The sequence below is a fragment of the Rhodococcus sp. NyZ502 genome, from assembly GCF_041464245.1.
Classification (GTDB): domain Bacteria; phylum Actinomycetota; class Actinomycetes; order Mycobacteriales; family Mycobacteriaceae; genus Rhodococcus_F; species Rhodococcus_F qingshengii.
Genome location: NZ_CP167157.1, coordinates 55,487 through 77,123, shown reverse-complemented (window position 1 = coordinate 77,123; position 21,637 = coordinate 55,487). Strand labels below are relative to the sequence as shown.

The window sequence follows — 21,637 nt, the reverse complement described above, 5'->3', positions numbered from 1 at the left end:
AATTCGCGCCCCCACCAGGCAGCGAATTGAACAAGCCAACGGCGAGCCCACAAATCTGGAAATGATCTATTCCCTGACCGTCACCTGCTCCTGACGCTCGATCCCGGACTGTTACCCAGGACCACGAACCCCAAGCCACGGCGCCGAACCTCATCCAATGCACTCTCCGGAGTATGTGCGCTAGGGCACACCCCGCCGATATAGGCCGCCCAGACGACCACAGCAGGGGCAGCACTCGATGCTGGTTGTCGATCCATCCCCGCAGCTCACCGTCCCCGTACATTGCTGCCTGTGGATAGAGGGAGACTCCGGACCGCGTACTCAGCGCGATCAATGCTGCGAGGGAAACCGATCAGCTGCGGAGAGAACGTGCGGCAGGCACATCGGTAGGACTGTTGACGGCAGGAAAGCGGCGTACCAGTTGCTCAACCAGAGCGTGCACCCGATGAAGGTCCTTGCGCAGAGCCGCCGCATCGGTGCGCGCAGCCGACGCCAACACCGGTGCGACCGGACGCGCACCCCGCACCAGCCGCAGCGCGGATTCGATGCGCTCCGACAACTCGTCGATCTCCGAATTCAACAGAGCCAGAAACACTCTCGCCTGCGCAACATCGGACTCTTCTGCCGCGGACACAGCCATTATGAAGCGACCAGCGAGGAAAGTTTCTCACCCGCCATGCGCTCGACGAGCAGAGGAACAAAATCACGCACCTTGTGACCGTCGAAATGAGCATGAGCAGACGCAACAGCGTCCGCAACGACATCAGCCGATATCGACGGATACTTCACCGACAACCGCGTCACCGCATGAGCGATCAGTCGTTCTTCCTCTTCGGTTTTCATCGGTAAATACTGCGCCCCACCTGCCCATAGTTCAACAGGAGACGACTATCGACTACGCGCAACGATCAGCACCTAGTCACGCTGCGCTGCCACGAGCCGAAACCGACCGCCGAGGTCGCCCCACACCGGCGACGGGTGCGCGGAACCGGGATGCGATCCTCACGCAATCTCTCACCCTGAAACCATGAGCACCGTCCCGTCGTCGTGACCGAACACGGCCGCAACGCCGCGTTCTGCGACCTGATGGCGCGCACCGGCCTCCGGTTGGGGGTGTACAGCCGGAGATATTTACCCGGTTCGATCACGTCTCCGACTGCCGCCACGGACGGCACAGCGCTCTGCCGATCGCGGATCGGCTAGAGGGACACGTCAGGGACTGTCCATCTGAGGGCCTTGTTGGTCTTCGTGTGTAGTGGGCGCGGTCGCCGCCGAGGCGTTGTGTCGGGGGGTCAGGAAGTGGTCGATGTCGACGATGAGGAACAGTGCGGTGGCGGTAGTGACCACGTGGGCGTGGTTGTTTTCGATGGTGGCTCGCAGGTGTAGTTTGCGGCCTGCGCGGGAGTGGATGTGAGAGCGGAGGGTGTAGGGGGTGTCGAGCAGGACCGGGGCGAGGTAGTCGATAGCGAGGTGGCGGGTGACGGCGAGCTCTCCCACGGTGTAGAGCAGAAACCCGAACAAGTCGTCGAGGACGGTGGCGACCGCGCCCCCGTGGGCAATCGCTGGGGCGCCGACATGGCGGGAATCGAAGCTGTGGTGGGCGTAGACGCCGTGTGCGTCGCGTCGGACGCGCAACTGGTGGCCGTGAGGGTTAGCCGGTCCGCAACCAAGGCAGTGGGGGTGGTGAGGCGGCAGGTCGACGTGTTCAGGCGGCGCCACAGCGAAGGTACGGATCCAGTCCTCGGCCTCGAAAGGTTCGGGGCCGGCGGTCTCGGGTGTGTTGGTGTTGGGTGTGTGCTCGGTCATGGACGCCTTCCGTAGGTGTCCTCACCATTAGCAATGAGGATGTCGCAGTGGGCTTTGTGGGCAAGCTCGGCCGGCGAGGTGAATAGCAGCCGGGCCAGTGGTGACCGGTGGGGGTTCGCGGTGACGATGAGGTCGTCGGCGGTCGGGCCGGCTAGGTGAAACAGTGCGCGGACGGTGGGCTCGGGCAGGATGCGAGTTTCGATGTCGACGGCGCCGTGGGCGATCGCATGTTGGTGCGCGGTGCGCAGGATGGCGTCGGTGGGTGTGGTAGCTCGCAGCCGGTCGACGTCAGTACCGAGTGCGCGTTCGTCGATGTCGTGACGGGCGCAGATGATCAGGAGTCGGGCGTGGGTGACGTGAGCCAGCTCGGCGGCGTGGTCGACCACGCGGTAGGAGTAGTCGGATCCGTCGGTGTCGACGAGGATCGTGCGATAGGCCGTCATGATGGGGCCTCTTTCACGAGAAGGGGGTGTTCGAGCGGGGAGGGGTGTTCGTGTGAGTGCGTGACGCGCGGGAGCGGCGGGTGGTGGGGCCGGGAGAGAGGACTGCCAGCACGATCGCCCCGGCGGCGGTGAGGGCGGCCAGCGTGAGCGCGGCCTGGCTGCTGCCGTGCACGAACGCTGCCTTGGCGAACTCGGCCAGCGGTTGGGCCGCCGGTCCGGCCTGGTCAGCGACCTGCAGAGCAGCGGCCAGGGAATCGGCGACCGGGCCGCGGGCGGGCTCGGGAAGCTGGGGCAGAGCGGGCTGGATGTGGTGGGTATAGCCTGCGGCGAGCACGCTGCCAGCCACGGCGATCCCGATCGCGGCGCCGATCTCGCGGGCAGCGTCGTTGACCGCGGCGGCGACCCCCTGTTTGGCCGCAGGGGTGTCGGCGACGATGGCGTAGGTCGCCGGGGCGGTGCACAATCCCAGACCCGCGCTCATGATCAGCAGCGGCCACAGCAGGCCGGGATAGTCCGCGGCCACGGTCAACCGGCTTACCAGCACCAGTCCGGCAGCGATGGCAAGCAGTCCTGAGACGGTCATCACTTTCAACCCGACGAGGCTCGACAACCACGGTGCGATTACCGAGATCACGACCAGCGGCACCACCATCGGCGCCAACGCCAGTGCCGAGGCCAGCGGCCCATAGCCGAGGATCAGCTGCAGGTACTGCACCAACAGCAGGAACACTCCGAAGGTAACCAGGAACTGGATGGTCACCGACAGCGAGCCGGCCCCGAAACCGCGGCGGGCGAACAACCGCACGTCCAGTAGTGGCGCAGAAGACCGCAGCTCTACGATCACAAACACCACCGCTGCCAGGAGACCGACCCCGGCGATAGCGGCGACGAGCTGGTCGGCCCAGCCCCGCGCGGGAACCTCGATCGCGGCGAACACGATCGCCGCGATCGCGACGGCCACCACCGCCGCACCCACCCAGTCCACCGGGGGATGCTCGCTCTCTCGGGACTCGGCGATAGTGCACGCCAACCCCGCCAGCACCACCCCCGCCACGGTCAACCCGACGAACACCGAAGGCCATGACCACCGCTCGAGCAGTACCCCGGCGCCGAGGATGCCCAGCACTGCCCCTGACCCCGCAACTCCGGCCCACACCCCCACCGCCCGGCCACGATGGGCAGCGGCGAACCCCGCGGTCAGGATCGACAGCGTCGAAGGCATCACCAGCGCCGCGCCCACCCCGGCCAGCGCGCGCGCTGCGATCAGCCACACCGGGTCGGCCAGCAGCAGCGGCAGCGCCGACGCGACCGAGAACACCGCCAGCCCCGTGACCAGCACACCGCGACGCCCGTAACGGTCACCGATTGCTCCGGCAGGCAGCACAAGACACGCCAGCACCAGCGTGTAACCGTCGACGATCCAGGTCAACTGGGCTTGCGTCGCCCCGGTCTCGACCGCGATCTGCGGCAACGCCGAGTACAACGCCGCCATGGCCGCGACCACCAGCGCCACCGCCAGGCACGACACCGTCAGCATCCACCACTCGGCCCTGGTCCACCCGTCGATCTCAACAGCGCCCGTCCCAGGTGTGTCCACCGGCGCCTCCCAACTCAAAGACCAACAGTCTCGGTACGAGACCATTCGTATCATAGTGGTGGGGGCTCGGGATAGAGTCGACACATACGCCCAGGGCTGAACGAGACGAATCGGAGGAGCGCGCTCCCATGACCGCCCCGGACCACGCCACGACCGACTCACTCACCGCAGTCGACGAGCAGGCCGATCCGCGGCTAGCACGCTCACGCAACCGGTTACTCGACGCGGCCGCGCCCAACTTCGGGGGTGTCTTGACGTGCCCAAGCAGGCGTTCTCGAACAAAGGTGGTCGGCTGGCGCTCCGGCCCGCGGCCACAACTGCCGCAGCACCTGCCTTCAATCCGGAAAATCTAGGTTCCCATGCGGAGCTGTCACTTCCGAGAAAGATGATCATGCCCGAGCACATGCCCATGCCCACACAGCAGGCATAACCCCTCGCTTTGGCTGCAAAGTGCCCACGTCGACGCGGATTCCACCACTGATCACGCCGTTGCGGTGACCCCGAGACTCAGGAAGATCCTGTCGGACCGAAATCTTGGTCGGCCCCTGGAGTACCACTGATCTCATGCACTGGGAACGGCCCCACACTGATTTACCGCATCCGCCAGCCCCCTCAACCCGCCGGAGACCGGGCGGCTCAGCGTCATGGATGCCGGAACTCGTTCGGAGAACGGCCGGTCCATCGCTTGAAGGCGTGTGAGAAGTTGGTGAGGTCACTGTATCCGAGCTCCGTGGCGACCTCAGTCACCGACATTGATCGGTCGAGTAGCCGCAGCATCGCACGCTCGCGCAGGAATGACTGGCGCAACTCGCGGAAAGTGGTCCCCTCTTCGGAGAGGCGCCGCTTGAGTGTGCTGACGGATATCGACAACTCGCGTGCGACCCAGTGGATACTCCCCTGTGCGGGCTCCTTCTCCAGCAGCCGTCTCGTCTTCTCCGAAAACGACGTGGTCCTGCCCCGCTGGTCGAGAGTTCGCTGCAGATCGCCGATGGCGAGTCGGTATGTGAGGGGATCGGAGAACCGGCAAACCTCGTTAAGCGTGTCCGCGGGAACATGAAGGAAGGACATCGGAGCGCCGAAAAACAGGCGCCCGGCTATTAAGTCCTCATGATTGGACAGGAGGGGCGGCACCGGCCAACTCAAGTGGAGTGTGACGGTAGGCATGTCGCCGGCGAGCATGTCAAGCAGTCGCAGTAGCGCCGACCCGCAGTAGGCGACGACCAGGCAGTCCAGGGCCGGATCGCTTGTGTGTGCGGTGAACCCGATGGTGAGGCCGTGGTCACTTGGATGGAACTGTGGACTGAGAGCTGTCGAGATCAACGGCAGATAGGTGAGCAACTCCACGATCTCGGCTACCGAGCCTGCGCTGACCAGCGGAGAACTCAACGGGCCGAAGGACGTCAACTGGGCCTGTTCAGCGAACGCAAAGCCGAGCAGTGTTGCCTGGTCGACGTCGAGTTCGGGGTAGACCTCCCGAAACCACCGTATGGGGGCCTGAACGTCGCGCTGAATCAGCGTCGCCTCGTCGGTTCCTTCGCGAGACATGATGTTGCGAAGCCGCGCGACGGCGTCTGGGTCGAATGCTTGGCGCTCGAGCAATTGCACGAACAGGAGCGGGGGCACACCCTCGTCATCGAGGATCATTGGTTCACCAGATCCCTTTGAGCCGAATTCACAAGTTTTTGACTCCGCAGAACATAGCCGTAGCGGTCATCCCCGACGACACTTTGATCAAGTTCCCAAGGCGAGGACAACGTATCAGGAGTTGGTTATGGCAGTTGTCACCTTTGTCTCACACGACGGCAAGAAGCACGAGGTCCCTTTCCAAGAAGGACAGTCGCTGATGCAGGTCGCGACCAACAATGCAGTGCCCGGCATCGACGGCGACTGCGGAGGCGAGGCCGCGTGCGGCACCTGCCATGTGATCGTCGATCCGCAGTGGTCCGAGGAGGTGGGCCTCTCCGGCTCCGACGAGGAGGAGATGCTCGCGATGAACCCTGAGCGTCAACCGACCTCTCGACTGTCCTGCCAGATTCCGGTCTCCGAGGCGTGGGACGGCCTGACCGTCCTAATGCCTGAGTTTCAGATGTGACGACGAGAGAGACGATAAGACGCAATGAAGTTTTCTGAGGCAATCGCCGCTAAGGTTCAGTCGACTATCCCGATGGAGCGGCAGATCCAGGGCGCACAACTGTACGACAAGACGCGGCGATGGGTGACCGGAGCGAACGGAGAGAGGCTTTTCATCGAGAGCCCCATCCCTCCTGTGGAGGACGTCGAACTCGCCGACATCGACCTCAGCAACCCTTTCCTCTATCGCCAGGGGCGCTGGCAGTCGTACTTCGAGCGCGTACGCAACGAGGCTCCGGTCCACTACCAGCCTAACAGTCCGTTCGGGCCGTTCTGGTCCGTCACAAGGCATGCCGACATCATGGCCGTCGACAAGAACCACGAGGTCTTCTCCGCCGAGCCGTTGATCGTCATCGGGGTTCCACCTCGTTTTCTTGATATCGAGATGTTCATAGCGATGGATCCGCCACGACACGACGCGCAGCGGGCCGCTGTCCAAGGCGTGGTCGCACCGAAGAACCTGCGTGAGATGGAGGGTCTGATTCGATCGCGCGTCCAGGAGGTGCTGGACAACCTGCCCGTGGATCAGCCGTTCGACTGGGTCCAGAACGTCTCGGTCGAGTTGACCGCTCGGATGCTTGCGACCCTCCTGGACTTTCCCTACGAGCAGCGCCGCAAGCTCGCTTACTGGTCTGATCTCGCATCCTCGATGGAGCAAGCCAACGGCGGCCCCTCGGACAATGACGAGGTGTTCCGCGGCATGCGCGACATGGCGCGAGGTCTCAGCACTCTCTGGCGCGACAAGGCTGCCCGGACAGCTGCCGGGGAGGAACCCGGATTCGACTTGATCACCCTGTTGCAGAGCAACGAAGACACCAAGGATCTGATCGACCGACCGATGGAGTTCCTGGGCAACCTTGTGTTGCTGATCGTCGGAGGCAACGACACGACGCGGAACTCGATGAGCGGCGGTGTTCTCGCGTTGAACCGGTTCCCTGACCAGTTCGAGAAGCTGAAGGCGAACCCTGACCTGATCCCCAATATGGTCTCGGAGATCATTCGGTGGCAAACACCGTTGGCCTACATGCGCCGGATCGCCAAGGCCGACACCGTGCTGAACGGGCAGTTCATCCGCAAGGGCGACAAGGTAGTGATGTGGTACGCCTCAGGCAACCGTGATGAGCGGATGTTCGATCGGCCCGACGACTTCATCATCGACCGGGCCAACGCTCGCAACCACATCTCCTTCGGCTTCGGTGTCCACCGCTGCATGGGCAACCGACTGGCGGAATTACAGCTGCGGATTCTCTGGGAAGAGTTGCTTTCTCGCTTCGAAAAGATCGAGGTCGTCGGCGAGCCCGAGTATGTGCAGTCCAACTTTGTCAGGGGCATCAGCAAGATGATGGTCCGTCTCACCCCGAAATCCGACGTATGACCTTACATCGGGCCCTCGTCGTCGGGGCCAGCCATGCCGGAGCCCAACTCGCGGCCAGTCTTCGACAGGAAGGGTGGACCGGCGAGATCGTTCTCATCGGCGATGAGTCGACGTTGCCCTACCAACGCCCTCCTTTGTCGAAGGCGTACCTGGCCGGGAAGAGCACACTCGACGAGCTTGCGATCCGCAATGCCGATTTCTATAGCAAGCAGGGAATCCAAGTCCTGAATGCGACGGTGGAGGCGATCGACCGCTCGGGTGGTCATCTCTCACTGAGTACCGGCGGCGCACTAGCTTACGACCAGCTTGCGCTGTGCACTGGCGCCCGCCCTCGGCGACTCCCCACCCCGGGAGCCAACTTGGCCGGAGTCTACTACTTACGCACAGTCGCAGACGTCGAGATGATCCGAGTGGCCGCCCACGCAGGACGTCGGGCAGTGATCATCGGCGGCGGTTACATCGGACTGGAGACGGCTGCCTCGTTGCGTGCACTGGGGCTGGAGGTCACCGTGCTCGAGGCGACTGGGCGCGTCCTTGAGCGGGTCACTGCCCCCGAAGTATCAGCGTTCTTCGACCGTATTCACCGGCAGGAGGGCGTGAAAATCCGGACGGGTGTGCTGGTCGAGGTTCTGTCCGGCGAGGACAGGGTCCGTGAAGTAGTTCTGTCCGGTGGCGAGTCAATTCCCGCTGACCTCGTCATTGTCGGCATCGGCGTTGAGCCGAACACCGATCTTGCCGCCGCCGCAGGTCTGGTCATTGATAACGGCGTCGTGATCGACGACCAGGCCCGGACCAGCGACCCCGACATCGTGGCCGCCGGGGATTGCGCAAGCCACAGCATGGCTCGCTACAGCCGCCCTCTACGCCTGGAGTCTGTGCCGAGCGCGCACGAGCAAGCCAAGGTCGCTGCCGCGACGGTGTGTGGGAAGTCCAAGAAGATAGCGGCGCTTCCATGGTTCTGGTCGGATCAATATGATCTCAAGCTCCAGATCGCCGGTCTGAACACCGGTTACGACGAAGTCATCCTCAGCGGAGACCCGACCCGAGACCGCGACTTCACCTGCTTCTACCTCCGTGAGGGAGAGCTTATTGGCGCCGACTGCATCAACCGCCCCCGTGACTTCATGTTCAGCAAGCGGGTAATCACGCAGCAACTCCCCATCGACCGAACTGAACTGGCGCTTGCCAGCTCCGCCTGAGATGACGGGTCTTCGGGCGATGGGTACGAAATGGTGAGTGCGGGCTGCGTTTCGGAAAGGAACACAAGTGACGAACATTATCCATCTCCCGCTGGCGAAGGGTCGTGAGCGACTCTCGTCGGTCCTCATGGTGCCACTGCCGAGTCGGGTCGACGCGGCCCTGCTCGGGGCCAGTGACCGGTGGCCTGTCCGAGAGCTCGCCCCGCCCCCGGCGGGGTCAGGCCTCAAACCGGTCTTAGGGACCGCTGGCATGCCTCTGCTCGGTCACACCCTGGACTACATCCGGTTCGGATCTAACTTCTCCCGGGCCAGGTACCAGCGGCTAGGACCTGTGTCGTGGATGGGCGCCTTCGGCACGAAAATAGTGGCGGTTGCCGGACCGGATGCCATACAGGAGGTGCTGACCACCAAGGCGAAGTCGTTCTCCCAGGACGGGTGGACCTATCTCATCGATGCCTTTTTTCATCGGGGCCTGATGTTGATGAGCTTCGACGAACACAGGATGCATCGGCGGATCATGCAGGAGGCGTTCACCCGCGACCGACTCGCCGGCTACGTCGACCAGCTCGGCCCGACGCTGGAGGCCAGCATCCCAGGGTGGACAGCGGGACAATCCACCACGCGCATCTACCCGCTGCTGAAGGCACTAACTCTCGACGTCGCCACGAAGGTCTTCATGGCAGGTCGGGGGGGTAGCGAGGATACCGATGCCATCAACGACGCCTTCGTGGCCACCGTGCGTGCGGCCAGCTCGATCATCCGTTTCCCGTTACCGGGGACTCGTTGGCGAGCGGGAGTCCGTGGGCGCGCGCTCTTGGAGGACTACTTCACCCGGCACCTGCCGGCGGCTCGAAGTGGCCAAGGAGGCGACCTCTTTGCGGGGCTGTGCCATGCGCGCACGGCCGACGGTGAGGCGTTCACCGATGAGGACGTCGTTAGCCACATGATCTTCTTGATGATGGCGGCCCACGACACATCGACCATCACCACCACCGCTGCCGCCTACTTCCTCGCCAAGCACCCGGCCTGGCAGGAACGGGCGCGGGCCGAGTCCGACCGACTCGGTGGACGCCGCCCGGACATCGACGACCTGGACTCACTGGAGACTCTCGACCTGGTGATCAAGGAGACACTCCGTCTGGTGGCGCCCGTGCCCATCGTGATGCGCAAGACGGTCGAAGACGTGGATATCGCCGGCCACCACATCCCGGCGGACACCCTGGTGGCCGTGGCTCCGTCGGTGAACCACTTCGACGAGTCGTGCTGGACCGACCCCGACACCTTTGACCCTGACCGCTTCAGCGAACCGCGGCGTGAGGACCAGAATCACCGCCTCGGGTGGATCCCCTTCGGAGGAGGGGTACACAAGTGCATCGGTCTGCACTTCGGCACCCTCGAAGTCAAGGCGATTCTGCACCACATGCTACGCACCTACACCTGGACGGTCCCCGATCAGTATGAAGCGAGGTGGGACAACACCTCGCTCCCCATTCCGGTCGACGGGTTGCCGATAACTCTGGAGCGCAGATGAATAAGGCACCGCTGGCGCACTCGTGGGCGACCGACTTCCTCGACATCGAGCACGAGTCCGTCCGGGCGTTCACCGCCGCCGCGGTTGGGGATGCGGGCACCGACCGGGACAAGGCGAAGCGCCTCTTCGCCGCCGTCCGCGACCAGATCCGGTACGACCCCTACACGGTGTCGGACGATCCCGCCCATTATCGAGCAAGCTTCGTCCTCGAGACCGGGCGCGCCTATTGCGTCCCGAAGGCGGTGCTCTTGACCGCGGTGTGCCGTGCGGCAGGGATTCCGGCGCTACTGGGGTTTGCCGACGTCCGAAATCATTTGCAGACCGAAGCGTTGCGAGCGCTCATGGGCGGCACAGACCTGTTCGTCTATCACGGCTACAGCCATCTCTACGTCAACGGCCGGTGGATGAAGGCGACCCCGGCGTTCAACACCGAGTTGTGTGCCCGTTTCGGGGTGCCGCCGGTGGATTTCGACGGCGAGCACGACGCCCTCCTGCACGCCTTCGCCGCCGACGGAGCCCTGCACATGGAGTATGTCCGCGAGCGCGGCGTCTTCGACGACCTGCCTTTGAACACGATCTTGACCGAGCTTCGGCATACCTATGGACAGCGAATCTTTGAGCGCACCCCCGTGCTCGCTGACGCTTTCACCGACACACCCGACAGATGCACCCAGCCCGACGGGATCGCCCGCGGGCTCCACTCACTCCCGGAGGCCCGATGAGCACGGCGACCACAGCGGATGCCCTGGACGTACGCAACCCCGCCGACGGCCGGCTGGTCGCAACCGTCCCCATCGATACCCGCGAGACCGTGAACAGCATCGCGGCCGATCTCCGCCGCGCTCAGCTCGGGTGGGCTCAGGCAAGCCCGCGGCAACGCTCCCGATGGTTGCATCGCTGGCGAGACTGGATCCTGGCTCACACCGACGAACTCACCGATCTGCTGCAAGCCGAAACAGGCAAGGTGCGCCCCGACGCCCTGGTTGAGACGACAGCATCGTGCGAGTTCATCACCTACTACGCAAACCATGCCGAGAAGTTTCTCGCTGACGAGCAAGTCCGATCCGCAGGTCTGCTAAGTCTGCCGAAACGGTTGTCCAAGACCTACCACCCGTACCCGGTTGTCGGGCTCATCACACCGTGGAACTTCCCGATCACCCTCTTCCTCATGGATGCAGCTCCTGCGCTGGCTGCCGGATGCGCAGTCCTGGCGAAGTCCTCGGAAGAGACGCCACTGACCTGTGCACGAGTCGTCGAGGGCTGGCACGAGATCGGCGCCCCACCGGTTTTGGCGCATGTTGTGGGTGCTAGCGAAGCAGGTGCTGCGGTCGTGGACGCCGCTGACTTCGTTCAGTTCACGGGCTCGACAGCCACCGGGAGGACAATCGCGATCCGCTGTGCCGAGCAATTGAAGCCTGTGAGCTTGGAGTTAGGCGGTAAAGATCCGGCGATCGTGCTGGAGGACGCCGACCTTGCTCGTGCTGTGGAGGGGATCGCGTGGGGCGGTCTGTTCAACGCGGGGCAGGTCTGCATCTCAGTCGAGCGGGTGTATGTGGTCTCTGAGATCTACGACGAGTTCGTGGCCCGGCTGGCTCAACGAGTACGGTCACTTACCCAAGGTGCCGCGGCAGGTGACGACGTAGGTGCGATGGTCACGGCGAGACAGGTCGAGATAGCCGATCGCCACGTCAGCCAGGCAGTGGCGGCAGGTGCGCAGGTACTGGCCGGCGGAACCCTAAGCGCGGTCGGGAACTACTACGCTCCAACCGTTGTGGTCGGCGTCGACCACACAATGGCCTGCATGACCGAGGAGACCTTCGGCCCCACGATCCCTGTGATGCGTGTCGCGGACGAGGACGAGGCCATCCACCTGGCTAACGACTCGGCGTTCGGCTTGTCTGCCACAGTGTGGACCCGCGACCATGCTCGTGCGCGGCGTATCGCACAACGTCTGGACGCGGGTGCAGTCAACATCAACGACGTCTTCAGCAACCTCTTCGCCACCACACTGCCGCACAGTGGATGGAAGGCCTCAGGTATCGGTGCGCGACTAGGCGGCGCCTACGGACTTCACAAATACTGCCGGGTCCAGTCCGTGACCGAGCCGCGGATCCCTGTCCTGACACGAGAACTCACGTGGTACCCGTACACCTCCCGACGTACGGCCATCGCCGAAAAAGTATTGCGTGCAGCAGCCGGTCGCGGTCTACGACAACGCCTCGGCCTGAACAAGGAGCACAGCAAGTGACGACACACAATCCCCATACCGCCGCGAAAACAGTGGCGATCACCGGGGGAGCCCGCGGCATCGGCTACCAGACCGCGAAGGAGCTGATCCGACGAGGTCACCGCGTGGCCATCGGCGACATCGACGAGGCACGTGCTAAGGAGACCGCCGCCGAACTGGGGGTTAAGGTTGTCACCCGCCTCGATGTCACCGACCCTGACTCGTTCAAAGACTTTCTCGACCTAGTCGAGGGAGACCTCGGCCCCCTCGACGTGCTGATCAACAACGCGGGCATCATGCCCACCGGGCACACCCACGAGGAAGACGACGCGGTGACCCGGCGGCAGGTCGAGATCAACGTCCTGGGAGTCATCTTTGGGACCAAACTCGCCCTTCAACGGATGCTCCCTCGTCGTACTGGACACATCATCAACACCGCATCACTGGCCGGCGAGCTCGCCGTCCCCGGTCTGGCGACCTACTGCGGCACCAAATTCGCGGTCATCGGATTCACGGAGGCGGCGCGACTGGAATACCGCAAGTCAGGCGTGCGGCTGTCCACAGTGCGGCCCACGTTCACCAACACCGAACTCGTTGCTGGGACAGCAGGAGCCAAGGGACTGCGCAATGCAGAGCCCGAGGAAATCGCTCGAGTGACAGCCGAACTGATCGAGAAACCGCGGCCCTTCGTGCGCGTCACTCGCCTCGCAGGGAGCATGGTCGCAGCGATGAAGTTCGTCCCCGAACGGCTCGCCACCAGGCTCGGATCGGCCCTGGACACAGACTCTGTATTCCTCGACGACGTGGACATGGGGGCACGTCAGGCCTACCTGGACAGAATTCGGAACAACTGACCTGGTCTTCGAACCCACCACCCAAAAAAGGAAGATACATGCCCCGCAAGATCCTGATCAAGGACTACCCCCATCAGATCGGGGGGCACTGTGGTTCTGGCGCAATGCGGGATCTTCTGCACTGGCATGGACTGGGGTGGGAAGGGCCACCCGATGAAGGTCTGGTGTTCGCACTCGGCGGCTCGCTGGGGCTAGCGTACCTCCGATCGAATGACCTGGTTCCACCATTGTATTTGGTGGGACGAGGGGCCGACTTCGAAATCGATCTACCCCGCCGGCTAGGCGGACAGGTCCACGTTCTCACCACCGACGATCCCAGTGAGGGATGGTCTTGGGTTCTCGACGAGATCGACGCAGGCAGACCCAGCCTGGTGTGGGGCGACATAGCCGAGCTACCGTACCTGCAGGTCCAGTTGCAGATGAGTCGCCACGACATCGTGGTGATCGGTTACGACGAAGCTAAGGGGATTGCCTTCGTCGTAGACAATGATCGCGCCGAGGTGCAGGAAGTCCCGCTCGATTCGCTGGCTCGGGCGCGTTCCTCGACGTCCTTCCCTCAACCGACGCGCCACTGTACATACCGCATCACCTGGCCGAGCGCGCTGCCAGACATGGCAACAGTGGCGGCAGAGGCATTTCGCCAATCCGCGGCCAACATGCGCCACCCGTCACAGCCGGGGATCGTTGATCTCACGACCATGGAGGCCGGGGCCGAGGGGCTAGCTGCAGTCGAGCAGTTGGCGGCCGACCTTCGAGCCTGGGCAGACCTTCCGACAAGAGATCTTGAGATCTTCCTGTTCAGTCTGGGCGCTTTCATCGAGAAGGCGGGCACCGGCGGCGGCCTATTCCGCCGGTTGCTCGCCGATGGCTGCGCGGATGTCGCACGCCTGACCGGTGATCTAGCCACCGCCGACCTCGCCGTCGCCGCCAGCCGTTGTGCGCAGGCATGGACCGAAACTGCACGTGCCGGGACCCAACGCGACATTGATGCGCGCGCTCGCTTAGCGGCGGTGGTCACGGCGGCTAGCCGACTACCAGAACTCGAGTCGAACCTGGTCGAGTCCCTGGAATTGGCTTCAACCTCACTTACGGCTGCAGGTCTCTGACAGCCCGCTGTTAACCAGGACGCCCGGTGAATTGATCTGCGGATCGCTGTTCGTTCGCAGGCACTATCGAATGAAGGAATGGTATGCAGAGCACGATGATGAACTTTCCCTTGACAACTGCGGCGATTCTGCGCCACGGTTCGAGTGTGCATAGCTCGGCAACCGTACGGACCTTGCAGTCCGACGGGAGCGTTAAGGTCGGCACTTTCGCCGAAGTCGGACGGAGAGCCGCACAGTTGGCCAACGCATTGCGCGGTTGCGGGATCACAGGCGATGAGCGTGTTGCGACCTTTATGTGGAACAACCAGGAGCATGTTGAGGCCTACTGTGCGGTGCCCTCGATGGGCGCAGTGCTGCACACCCTGAACCTACGTCTCACCCCTGATCAACTTGTCTACATCGGCAACCACGCCGAGGATCAGGTCGTAATTCTCGATGGAAGCCTGCTGCCCTTGCTGGCCCCTGTACTGCTGCAGCTCACCAGCGTGCACACCGTCGTCGTGACCGGCGAAGTGGACCTTACCCCGCTGCACCGTGACGGGGTCAGGGTCGTGGGGTACGAGGAGTTCCTCGCCTCTCAGTCCGATACGTTCGACTGGCCTGATCTCGATGAGCAGTCCGCAGCCGCTATGTGTTATACCTCGGGTACCACCGGCAACCCCAAAGGGGTCGCCTACAGCCACCGGTCGACGTACTTGCATTCGATGGCGGCCTGCGCCGCCGACGGACTGCGAGTCAGCTGCGATGATCGGATCCTTGCCATCGTGCCGATGTTCCACGCCAACGCTTGGGGACTAGTCTATGCCGCCCTTATGTCGGGCGCCGACCTACTCATGCCTGACAGGTTCCTGCAGGCTGAGCCGCTGGTGCGGCTCATCGACGCGCAGAGGCCGACCGTCGCGGGCGCAGTTCCGACGATCTGGAATGACGTCTTAAACTTCTTGGAGGCAAACTCCAGCTATGACATCTCCTCTCTCGGTCTGGTCGCCTGCGGTGGTTCCGCAGTACCCCTTCACCTGATGGAGGCCTTCGAGGAGAGGTACGGCGTGCAGGTCGTCCAGGCATGGGGAATGACCGAAACCTCGCCGCTGGCCGCCATCGCACGCCCACCGGTATCGCTCGATGTGCAGGAGCGCTGGCGCCTGCGCGCCACCCAAGGCCGCCCGGTTGCAGGGGTGGAGCTGAGGATTGTCGACGACGAGGGCAATAAGCTCCCGCACGACGGCGAAGCGGTCGGTGAGTTGCAAGCACGCGGGCCCTGGATTACCGGCTCGTACGTCGGCGAGGAGCATGACAGTGAGAAGTTTCAGGAAGGGTGGTTACGCACCGGCGACGTCGGGCGGATCGATGCACGCAATTTCGTGACGCTGACCGACCGCGCCAAGGACGTGATCAAGTCCGGCGGGGAGTGGATCTCCTCGGTCGAGCTCGAACTGCTGCTTGCCGGTCATCCAGACGTGCTCGAGGCATCTGTGATCGGAGTGCCGGACGAGAAGTGGCAAGAACGCCCCCTCGCGGTGATCGTTCCACGTGAGGGCCACGAGCCCACACCTGCTAATCTGCGCGACTTCCTCGACGGCAAGGTCGCCAAGTGGTGGCTGCCCGAGCGTTGGTGCTTCATCTCCGAGGTGCCCAAGACCTCAGTCGGCAAGTTCGACAAGAAGCGCCTACGCTCCCTGCACGCCGAAGGAGAGCTAGCTGTCATCGAAATCTAGGAAATTTTTTTCCAACCGGAGTTCTGAATAGGACGAGGCAGATGGAACGCGGGGCGGGAAGTTTTTCACGACACCGGCGTCCATCGCAGACTACGGCACTGGTGAAGGAGATGGGGTCGTGATCTCCCGTTGGGCGGGACACCTCGCCTGACCAACGTGGAGTTGAGCGAAGGGCTGCCACCGCACTCTCCGGAGTGCGCTCAGGTGTATTTGCATAACGGTCACACTCGAGACCGGCATTAAGCGCGGTTTCATCGACAGGAAGGTCGGACCATGGGCAAAGCTTCGGATGCGGTCGGGGGGTCGGTCGACCCAGACATGGAGGACTGGGTGCGCTCATTCCGGCCGCTGGAAGAATCTAGCTCGCCTGAGTTGCCACCCCACCACCCCAACTGTCTTGGGTGCGGGCCGACGAACCCGCACGGGCATTACCTGTCGGTACGGCGTTGCCGAGACGGCGTCGTTGCTCACCACCTCTTCGACCAACGTCACGTAGGGGCGCCCAGGATAGCACACGGCGGCGCGGTGGCGACCGTAATCGACGATCTTTTCGGTTTCCTGCTCTACACGGTCGGAGAACTCGGCGTGACGCGCCGTCTCGAACTCGACTACCTCGCGCCGGTTCTGCTTGCCACGCCTTACACCCTGCACGCCGATACACGGTCTCGCGATGGCCGGAAATTGAATCTCGCGGCCAGGATCGAGGATATAGAGGGTCGATCGGTCACCACGGCGACCGCCCTGTTCATCCTGGTCGACGTCGAACATTTCCTGCAGTCACAGGCGAATACTAAGAGGCAAGCATGAATGTACCGACCGAGAGGGAACTGCTCCTGGACGCCTTACTCACCGATCACGGCGCAGCCGGACCTTACGAAGCGTTCCGACGGCTGCGAGAGACGCGCCCCGTCTTGGTTACGCGATCGGGGGTGCTGGTATTGAGTCGCTACGACGATTGCGCGGCGGCGCTCCGCGACCGCAGACTCGGCAAGGCCGACGAGTCGCTGGGCTTCGGCTTGTCCGAGATCCCTGACGAGCTGCAACGTCGGGCCATGCATCGATTCCGGCGCACCATGCTGTTCCGTAACCCCCCTGACCATCACCGGCTGCGTCGACTGGTGGCCGACGTGTTCACCCCTCGACACATTGACGAGTTGCGCAGCCGCATCATCACACAGATCCATCACCTACTTAACGTCATGGAGGTACAGGTCTTCGTCGACATCATCACCGATCTGGCGCTCCCGCTGCCTGTGAATGTGATAGGCGAACTTCTGGGAGTTCCCGCGGCCGATCGGGCAGTTGCCGCGCCATTGGTGCGTGCCCTGCTCGCCTCACTGGAACCCGGAGCCAATGTTGAGGCTCTGACCGCCGCCTGTGAAGCCGAGAACCAACTTGCCATGTATTTCGCTGACCTGTTGGCGGTCAAACGCGCCCGCCCCGCCGATGACCTACTCAGCCGACTCGCCGTCGCGCACGGCGACGACATCCTGGATGACGACGAATGCGTCGGCACCGCGATTCTGTTGTTCGCCGCAGGGTTCGAAACCACCACAAACCTCATCGGCAACGGTGTCGCCGCGCTGCTCGCTCACCCCGACCAAATGCGCGAACTGGGTGCCAGGCCCGACTTGGCGAGCAATACCGTCGAAGAATTGTTGCGTTACGACTCCCCCGTCCAGACCAACGGGCGCACGGTGCTCGAGCCGACACGGCTGGCAGGAGTCGATCTACATCCCGGTCAGATCGTATTGACCTTGCTCGGGGCGGCCAACAGAGATCCGGACCGATTTTGTGACCCGGATAAGCTCGACATCACCCGAACCGGAGTCCCACCGTTGTCGTTCGGCGCCGGCATTCACTTCTGTCTCGGCGCGCCGCTGGCCCGGCTCGAAGGATCCCTACTGTTCCCGATCCTGGTGGCTCGTTTTCCCGGTCTCCAGCTCGTCGAACAGCCTCGCTGGCGTACCGGGCTGTCCTTCCGCGGGCTATCGAGTTTAAAGGTGGCAACCAGATGAGCCCTCCCCTACCCCCCACCAGAAGGGCTCGAAGTCTCGGGAGTTGAACCCGACCGAACCACCTCGCGGTAAACGGCGCATCGCACTGTGCTGCAGCCGCCCGCGCCGGATCGCCCCAGGCGTGCGGAGGCACCGAACGACCGAAGAGTTGCCGGACGGAACAGTCGGACGCCTCTCGGTGGACGCTGCATCGATGCCGTGTCGTTACTCGGCAACAGACCCTGATCCCTGCCCCACGCCGACAACAATTCAGCCCGCCGACGGAAGCCCTCGATGTTTCGCGGTCACCATTTTCGGCTCGACGGCCGCGTCGTGTGCGCTATCGGGCCGGGAGGTGCGTTGAGTGAGAAGACTCCCGCTCGTGGTAATCATGGCGGGGGCGAGTGCGCCGACCGGTCGGACGAACGACCGACCGGATGCTGCGGTGCAGGCCGAGCGCGCGAAGACGCGACAGACTCGGCACGGTTTCACGACAGAGAGGTCCGACCATGAAAAGAATTCCGGACGAGGTCAGCGGGTCGGCCGGCCCCGCTGTCGAGAACTGGGCGCGCTCGTTCTGGAGCACGACTTCCGAGTCGCCTGATCTACCGCCCCACCACCCCGACTGTCTTGGTTGTGGGCCGGAGAACCCGCACGGCCACGCCCTGTCGGTCCAGCGTGACGAGAACGGCGTGGTAGCTCACCATGTGTTCGATCAACGTCATGTCGGGGCACCCGGGATAGCACACGGCGGCGCGGTGGCGACCGTTCTCGACGATCTGTTCGGCTTCCTGCTTTACACAGTGGGTGAGCTCGCCGTGACGCGGCGTCTCGAGCTCGACTACCTAGCGCCGGTTCTGCTCGGCACTCCATACGTGTTGCGTGCTGCCGTTCGGTCTCGTGATGGGCGCAAACTGGATCTCACGGCCACGATGGACGATGCGCAGGGCAGCTCCGTAGCCACCGCTACTGCCCTGTTCGTGGTGGTCGAGGTCGAACACTTCATGCAGTCCCAAGCCCGAGCCCAACTCCGGGCCACAGACACGAATCACACCGAAGAATAGACACCCTGGCCGACCTTCACCGACGTCCATCACCCGCGGTGGCTGTCGTACGGCTGCGTCTACCTGGCGCAAAGACGGCGAGGACGAGTGCCCCAGCGGCGGTCAGCGCCGCCAACGACAGCGTCGCCTGACCACTTCCGTGTACGAATGCGGCTCTGGCGAACTCGGCCAGCGGCTGACCAGCTGGTCCTGCGCGGTCGGCGACCTGCAACGCGGCGGCCAGAGAATCGGCCACCGGACCACGGGCAGGCTCGGGTAGCTGGGGCAGAGCCGGCTGAATGTGCTGAACGTAACCGGCCGCGAGCACGCTACCGGCTACCGCAATCCCAATCGCGGCACCGATTTCGCGAGCTGCGTCGTTGACCGCGGCAGCCACCCCGTGCTTGGCCTCAGGAGTGTCCGAGACGATGGCGAAAGTCGCAGGGGCGGTACACAACCCCAAACCCGCGCTCATGATGAGCAAGGGCCACAGCAGGTCAGGGTAAGTCGCCGCGACGGTCAGTCTGCTCACCATCACCAGTCCCGCCGCGATGGTGAGCAGACCTACAGTGGTCATCACCCGCAGCCCAACAATGTTCGACAGCCAGGGTGCAATCACCGAGATCACGATGAGCGGCACGACCATAGGGGTCAACGCCAACGCGGCGGTGAGCGGTCCATAACCGAGAATCAACTGCAGATACTGCACCAACAACAAGAACACCCCGAAGGTCACCAGAAATTGGATACAGACAGACAGCGCGCCGGCACCGAAACCACGGCGGGCGAACAACCGGACATCGAGTAGGGGTGCCGAGGAACGTAGTTCTACGACGACGAACACCACAACCGCAAACAAGCCCACCGCAGTGCTGATGGCGACGAGCGAATCCGACCAGCCACGGGCCGGAACCTCGATCACAGCGAAGACGATCGCCCCGACCGCGACAACTACGGTCACCGCGCCCACCCAATCGACCGGTGGATGCTCCTGCTGGCGGGACTCCGCGATACTGCATGCCAACCCGGCCAGAACCGCTCCGGCGACGGTCAACCCGACGAACACCGAGGTCCACGACCACTGCTCGAGCAGCACTCCAGCCCCGAGGATGCCCAGGACCGCCCCGGATCCAGCAACCCCGGCCCACACACCTACAGCGCGACCGCGATGCGCCGGTGGAAATCCCGCGGTCAGTATCGACAGCGTCGAGGGCATGACCAGCGCCGCACCCGCCCCAGCCAACGCGCGAGCAGCGATCAGCCACGCCGGGTCGGCGAGAAACAAGGGCAATGCCGACGCGAAAGCGAACAACGCCAACCCCGCCACGAGCACCCCCCGGCGACCGTACCGGTCACCGATCGCACCGGCAGGCAGAACGAAGCACGCCAATACCAGCGTATAACCGTCGACTATCCAGGTCAGTTGAGCTTGCGTCGCCCTTGTCGCGACCGCGATCTGTGGCAACGCTGAATACAATGCCGCCATTGCGGCCACCACCAACGCGACTGCCATGCACGACACAATCAACATCCACCACTGGGCACCGCTCCATCGAGCGACGCTGGCAGAGTCGGATCTACGTTCGTTCAACGGCCAGCCTCCCAGTTTGAGACTGATCGTCTCGGTGCGAGACTATTAGTATCATAACTTTGCGGGTGTGACAGAATGGTCATGCTAGGACATGTTTTGTCAGTCAAAATGGAGCGGAGCCCGTTCATGGTCGACCCTCTCGTTGCGGCCGAGGGCCCGGCCGACCCCCGGCTGGCGCGCTCACGTAACCGGTTACTCGAAGCGGCGGGCCAGCTGCTAGCCACCGGCGGCGTCGAGGCGGTCACCGTGGAGGCGGTCACCCGCATGTCGAAGGTTGCACGTGCCACTCTGTACCGACACTTCGGAAGTACCACTGACCTGCTCGCTGCAACCTTCGAGCGACTACTACCCCCAGTCGACACCGATATCGATACCGGTCCGCTACGCGAACGTCTGATTTCGGTGCTCACCACCCAGGCCGACCTCATCGACCAAGCTCCGGTGCAGATGACCACGCTGGCCTGGCTGGCAATGGGACCCGTCAACAGCGGCGACGCCAGCCGGCGCGATCTCGATCCTGGCGCGGTGGTCTCGCTTCGGGCCCGTGTCATAGAGCAATACCGCAGGTCCCTGGATCAGATCCTGACGGCCCCTGACGCCCGCACTGTGCTCGGCGAGATCGACACCACCTTCGCCCTCATTCAGCTCCTCGGACCGATAGTGTTCGCTCGCCTCACAGGACTGCGCCACATCCACGCCGACGACTGCATCCAAATCGTCGACAACTTTCTCGCCGCCCATGCCGCAAGTGTCCGATCGAGCACTTCGCGCGACAACAGCCGTCCACGGCCGGCCGCGACGCTAGACCCGCAGCTCACCGACGGCCAGTAAAACTTGATGCGAAATTTGACCATCAATGCGCTATCCAGTCAGGGATCGCAGCGCTCACTGGATAAGGCCGGACGTGTGCTCAAGAACTCGGAGCTGCACTGCAGTGCACTTCTGACATCGTGCAGCCGTCTTCTGAAACTGACATTCACCTGGGGAAATTTCAGCGCCTTCCGTCCATTTTGTTGTCCGTTG

At 63.5% G+C, this 21,637-nt stretch carries 20 protein-coding genes; 13 read left to right on the top strand and 7 right to left on the bottom strand.

Annotated features, from left to right (window positions below; all coding sequences use genetic code 11):
• Positions 1–352: 352 nt before the first annotated feature.
• The 6 genes from ACBG85_RS30980 to ACBG85_RS30955 all read right to left on the bottom strand — a co-directional run bounded on the left by ACBG85_RS30980 (position 353) and on the right by ACBG85_RS30955 (position 5,490).
• Entirely contained in the window at positions 353–640 is a 288-nt protein-coding gene (locus ACBG85_RS30980) for a hypothetical protein (protein WP_019750075.1), read from the bottom strand.
• Positions 640–843: a three-helix bundle dimerization domain-containing protein gene (locus tag ACBG85_RS30975; protein ID WP_019750074.1), complete on the bottom strand. Its 204-nt coding sequence runs from the start codon at positions 841–843 to the stop codon at positions 640–642. The genes ACBG85_RS30980 and ACBG85_RS30975 overlap by 1 nt, the downstream gene beginning before the upstream one ends.
• 369 nt (positions 844–1,212) lie before the next feature.
• Entirely contained in the window at positions 1,213–1,806 is a 594-nt protein-coding gene (locus ACBG85_RS30970; RefSeq protein WP_019750071.1) for a PaaI family thioesterase, read from the bottom strand.
• Positions 1,803–2,249, bottom strand: coding sequence for a universal stress protein (locus ACBG85_RS30965; protein WP_019750070.1), 447 nt, complete (start codon positions 2,247–2,249; stop codon positions 1,803–1,805). The genes ACBG85_RS30970 and ACBG85_RS30965 overlap by 4 nt, the downstream gene beginning before the upstream one ends.
• 13 nt (positions 2,250–2,262) lie before the next feature.
• Positions 2,263–3,786, bottom strand: coding sequence for an MFS transporter (locus ACBG85_RS30960; protein WP_019750069.1), 1,524 nt, complete (start codon positions 3,784–3,786; stop codon positions 2,263–2,265).
• 702 nt (positions 3,787–4,488) lie between these two features.
• Entirely contained in the window at positions 4,489–5,490 is a 1,002-nt protein-coding gene (locus tag ACBG85_RS30955; RefSeq protein WP_003942428.1) for an AraC family transcriptional regulator, read from the bottom strand.
• 127 nt (positions 5,491–5,617) lie between these two features.
• Between ACBG85_RS30955 and ACBG85_RS30950 the strand changes: the two genes are divergently transcribed.
• The 12 genes from ACBG85_RS30950 to ACBG85_RS30895 all read left to right on the top strand — a co-directional run bounded on the left by ACBG85_RS30950 (position 5,618) and on the right by ACBG85_RS30895 (position 19,044).
• Positions 5,618–5,938: a 2Fe-2S iron-sulfur cluster-binding protein gene (locus ACBG85_RS30950; protein ID WP_003942421.1), complete on the top strand. Its 321-nt coding sequence runs from the start codon at positions 5,618–5,620 to the stop codon at positions 5,936–5,938.
• A 24-nt stretch (positions 5,939–5,962) separates the two neighbouring features.
• A complete protein-coding gene (locus ACBG85_RS30945) occupies positions 5,963–7,351 on the top strand; it encodes a cytochrome P450 (RefSeq protein ID WP_003942426.1) in 1,389 nt (462 codons plus the stop codon).
• Positions 7,348–8,550, top strand: a complete 1,203-nt coding sequence (locus ACBG85_RS30940) for an NAD(P)/FAD-dependent oxidoreductase (RefSeq protein ID WP_003942429.1) — start codon at positions 7,348–7,350, stop codon at positions 8,548–8,550. Before ACBG85_RS30945 ends, ACBG85_RS30940 begins: the two co-directional genes overlap by 4 nt.
• Before the next feature lie 67 nt (positions 8,551–8,617).
• Positions 8,618–10,081, top strand: coding sequence for a cytochrome P450 (locus ACBG85_RS30935; protein ID WP_019750067.1), 1,464 nt, complete (start codon positions 8,618–8,620; stop codon positions 10,079–10,081).
• Positions 10,078–10,803, top strand: coding sequence for a transglutaminase family protein (locus ACBG85_RS30930; RefSeq protein WP_064074906.1), 726 nt, complete (start codon positions 10,078–10,080; stop codon positions 10,801–10,803). Before ACBG85_RS30935 ends, ACBG85_RS30930 begins: the two co-directional genes overlap by 4 nt.
• A complete protein-coding gene (locus ACBG85_RS30925; RefSeq protein WP_003942430.1) occupies positions 10,800–12,329 on the top strand; it encodes an aldehyde dehydrogenase family protein in 1,530 nt (509 codons plus the stop codon). Before ACBG85_RS30930 ends, ACBG85_RS30925 begins: the two co-directional genes overlap by 4 nt.
• Positions 12,326–13,162, top strand: coding sequence for an SDR family oxidoreductase (locus tag ACBG85_RS30920; RefSeq protein WP_064074907.1), 837 nt, complete (start codon positions 12,326–12,328; stop codon positions 13,160–13,162). The genes ACBG85_RS30925 and ACBG85_RS30920 overlap by 4 nt, the downstream gene beginning before the upstream one ends.
• Before the next feature lie 38 nt (positions 13,163–13,200).
• Positions 13,201–14,268, top strand: a complete 1,068-nt coding sequence (locus ACBG85_RS30915) for a BtrH N-terminal domain-containing protein (protein ID WP_003942427.1) — start codon at positions 13,201–13,203, stop codon at positions 14,266–14,268.
• Positions 14,269–14,351: 83 nt separating this feature from the next.
• A complete protein-coding gene (locus ACBG85_RS30910) occupies positions 14,352–15,983 on the top strand; it encodes a fatty acid--CoA ligase (RefSeq protein WP_019750066.1) in 1,632 nt (543 codons plus the stop codon).
• 273 nt (positions 15,984–16,256) lie between these two features.
• Positions 16,257–16,790: a PaaI family thioesterase gene (locus tag ACBG85_RS30905; protein WP_003942418.1), complete on the top strand. Its 534-nt coding sequence runs from the start codon at positions 16,257–16,259 to the stop codon at positions 16,788–16,790.
• A complete protein-coding gene (locus ACBG85_RS30900) occupies positions 16,787–18,001 on the top strand; it encodes a cytochrome P450 (RefSeq protein WP_064074908.1) in 1,215 nt (404 codons plus the stop codon). The genes ACBG85_RS30905 and ACBG85_RS30900 overlap by 4 nt, the downstream gene beginning before the upstream one ends.
• A gap of 488 nt (positions 18,002–18,489) precedes the next feature.
• The gene (locus ACBG85_RS30895) at positions 18,490–19,044 is read left to right on the top strand and encodes a PaaI family thioesterase (RefSeq protein ID WP_064074909.1); all 555 of its coding nucleotides are present in this window, start codon (positions 18,490–18,492) and stop codon (positions 19,042–19,044) included.
• A 16-nt stretch (positions 19,045–19,060) separates the two neighbouring features.
• On the opposite strand, the gene ACBG85_RS30890 is transcribed toward ACBG85_RS30895, so the two are convergent.
• Positions 19,061–20,536 (bottom strand): MFS transporter, encoded by a 1,476-nt coding sequence (locus ACBG85_RS30890; RefSeq protein ID WP_370671306.1) that lies wholly within the window; start codon positions 20,534–20,536, stop codon positions 19,061–19,063.
• A 204-nt stretch (positions 20,537–20,740) separates the two neighbouring features.
• Between ACBG85_RS30890 and ACBG85_RS30885 the strand changes: the two genes are divergently transcribed.
• Positions 20,741–21,445 carry a TetR/AcrR family transcriptional regulator gene (locus ACBG85_RS30885; protein WP_019749804.1) on the top strand — a complete coding sequence of 235 codons (705 nt, stop codon included), beginning with the start codon at positions 20,741–20,743 and terminating at the stop codon, positions 21,443–21,445.
• The last annotated feature ends 192 nt before the right edge of the window (positions 21,446–21,637 follow it).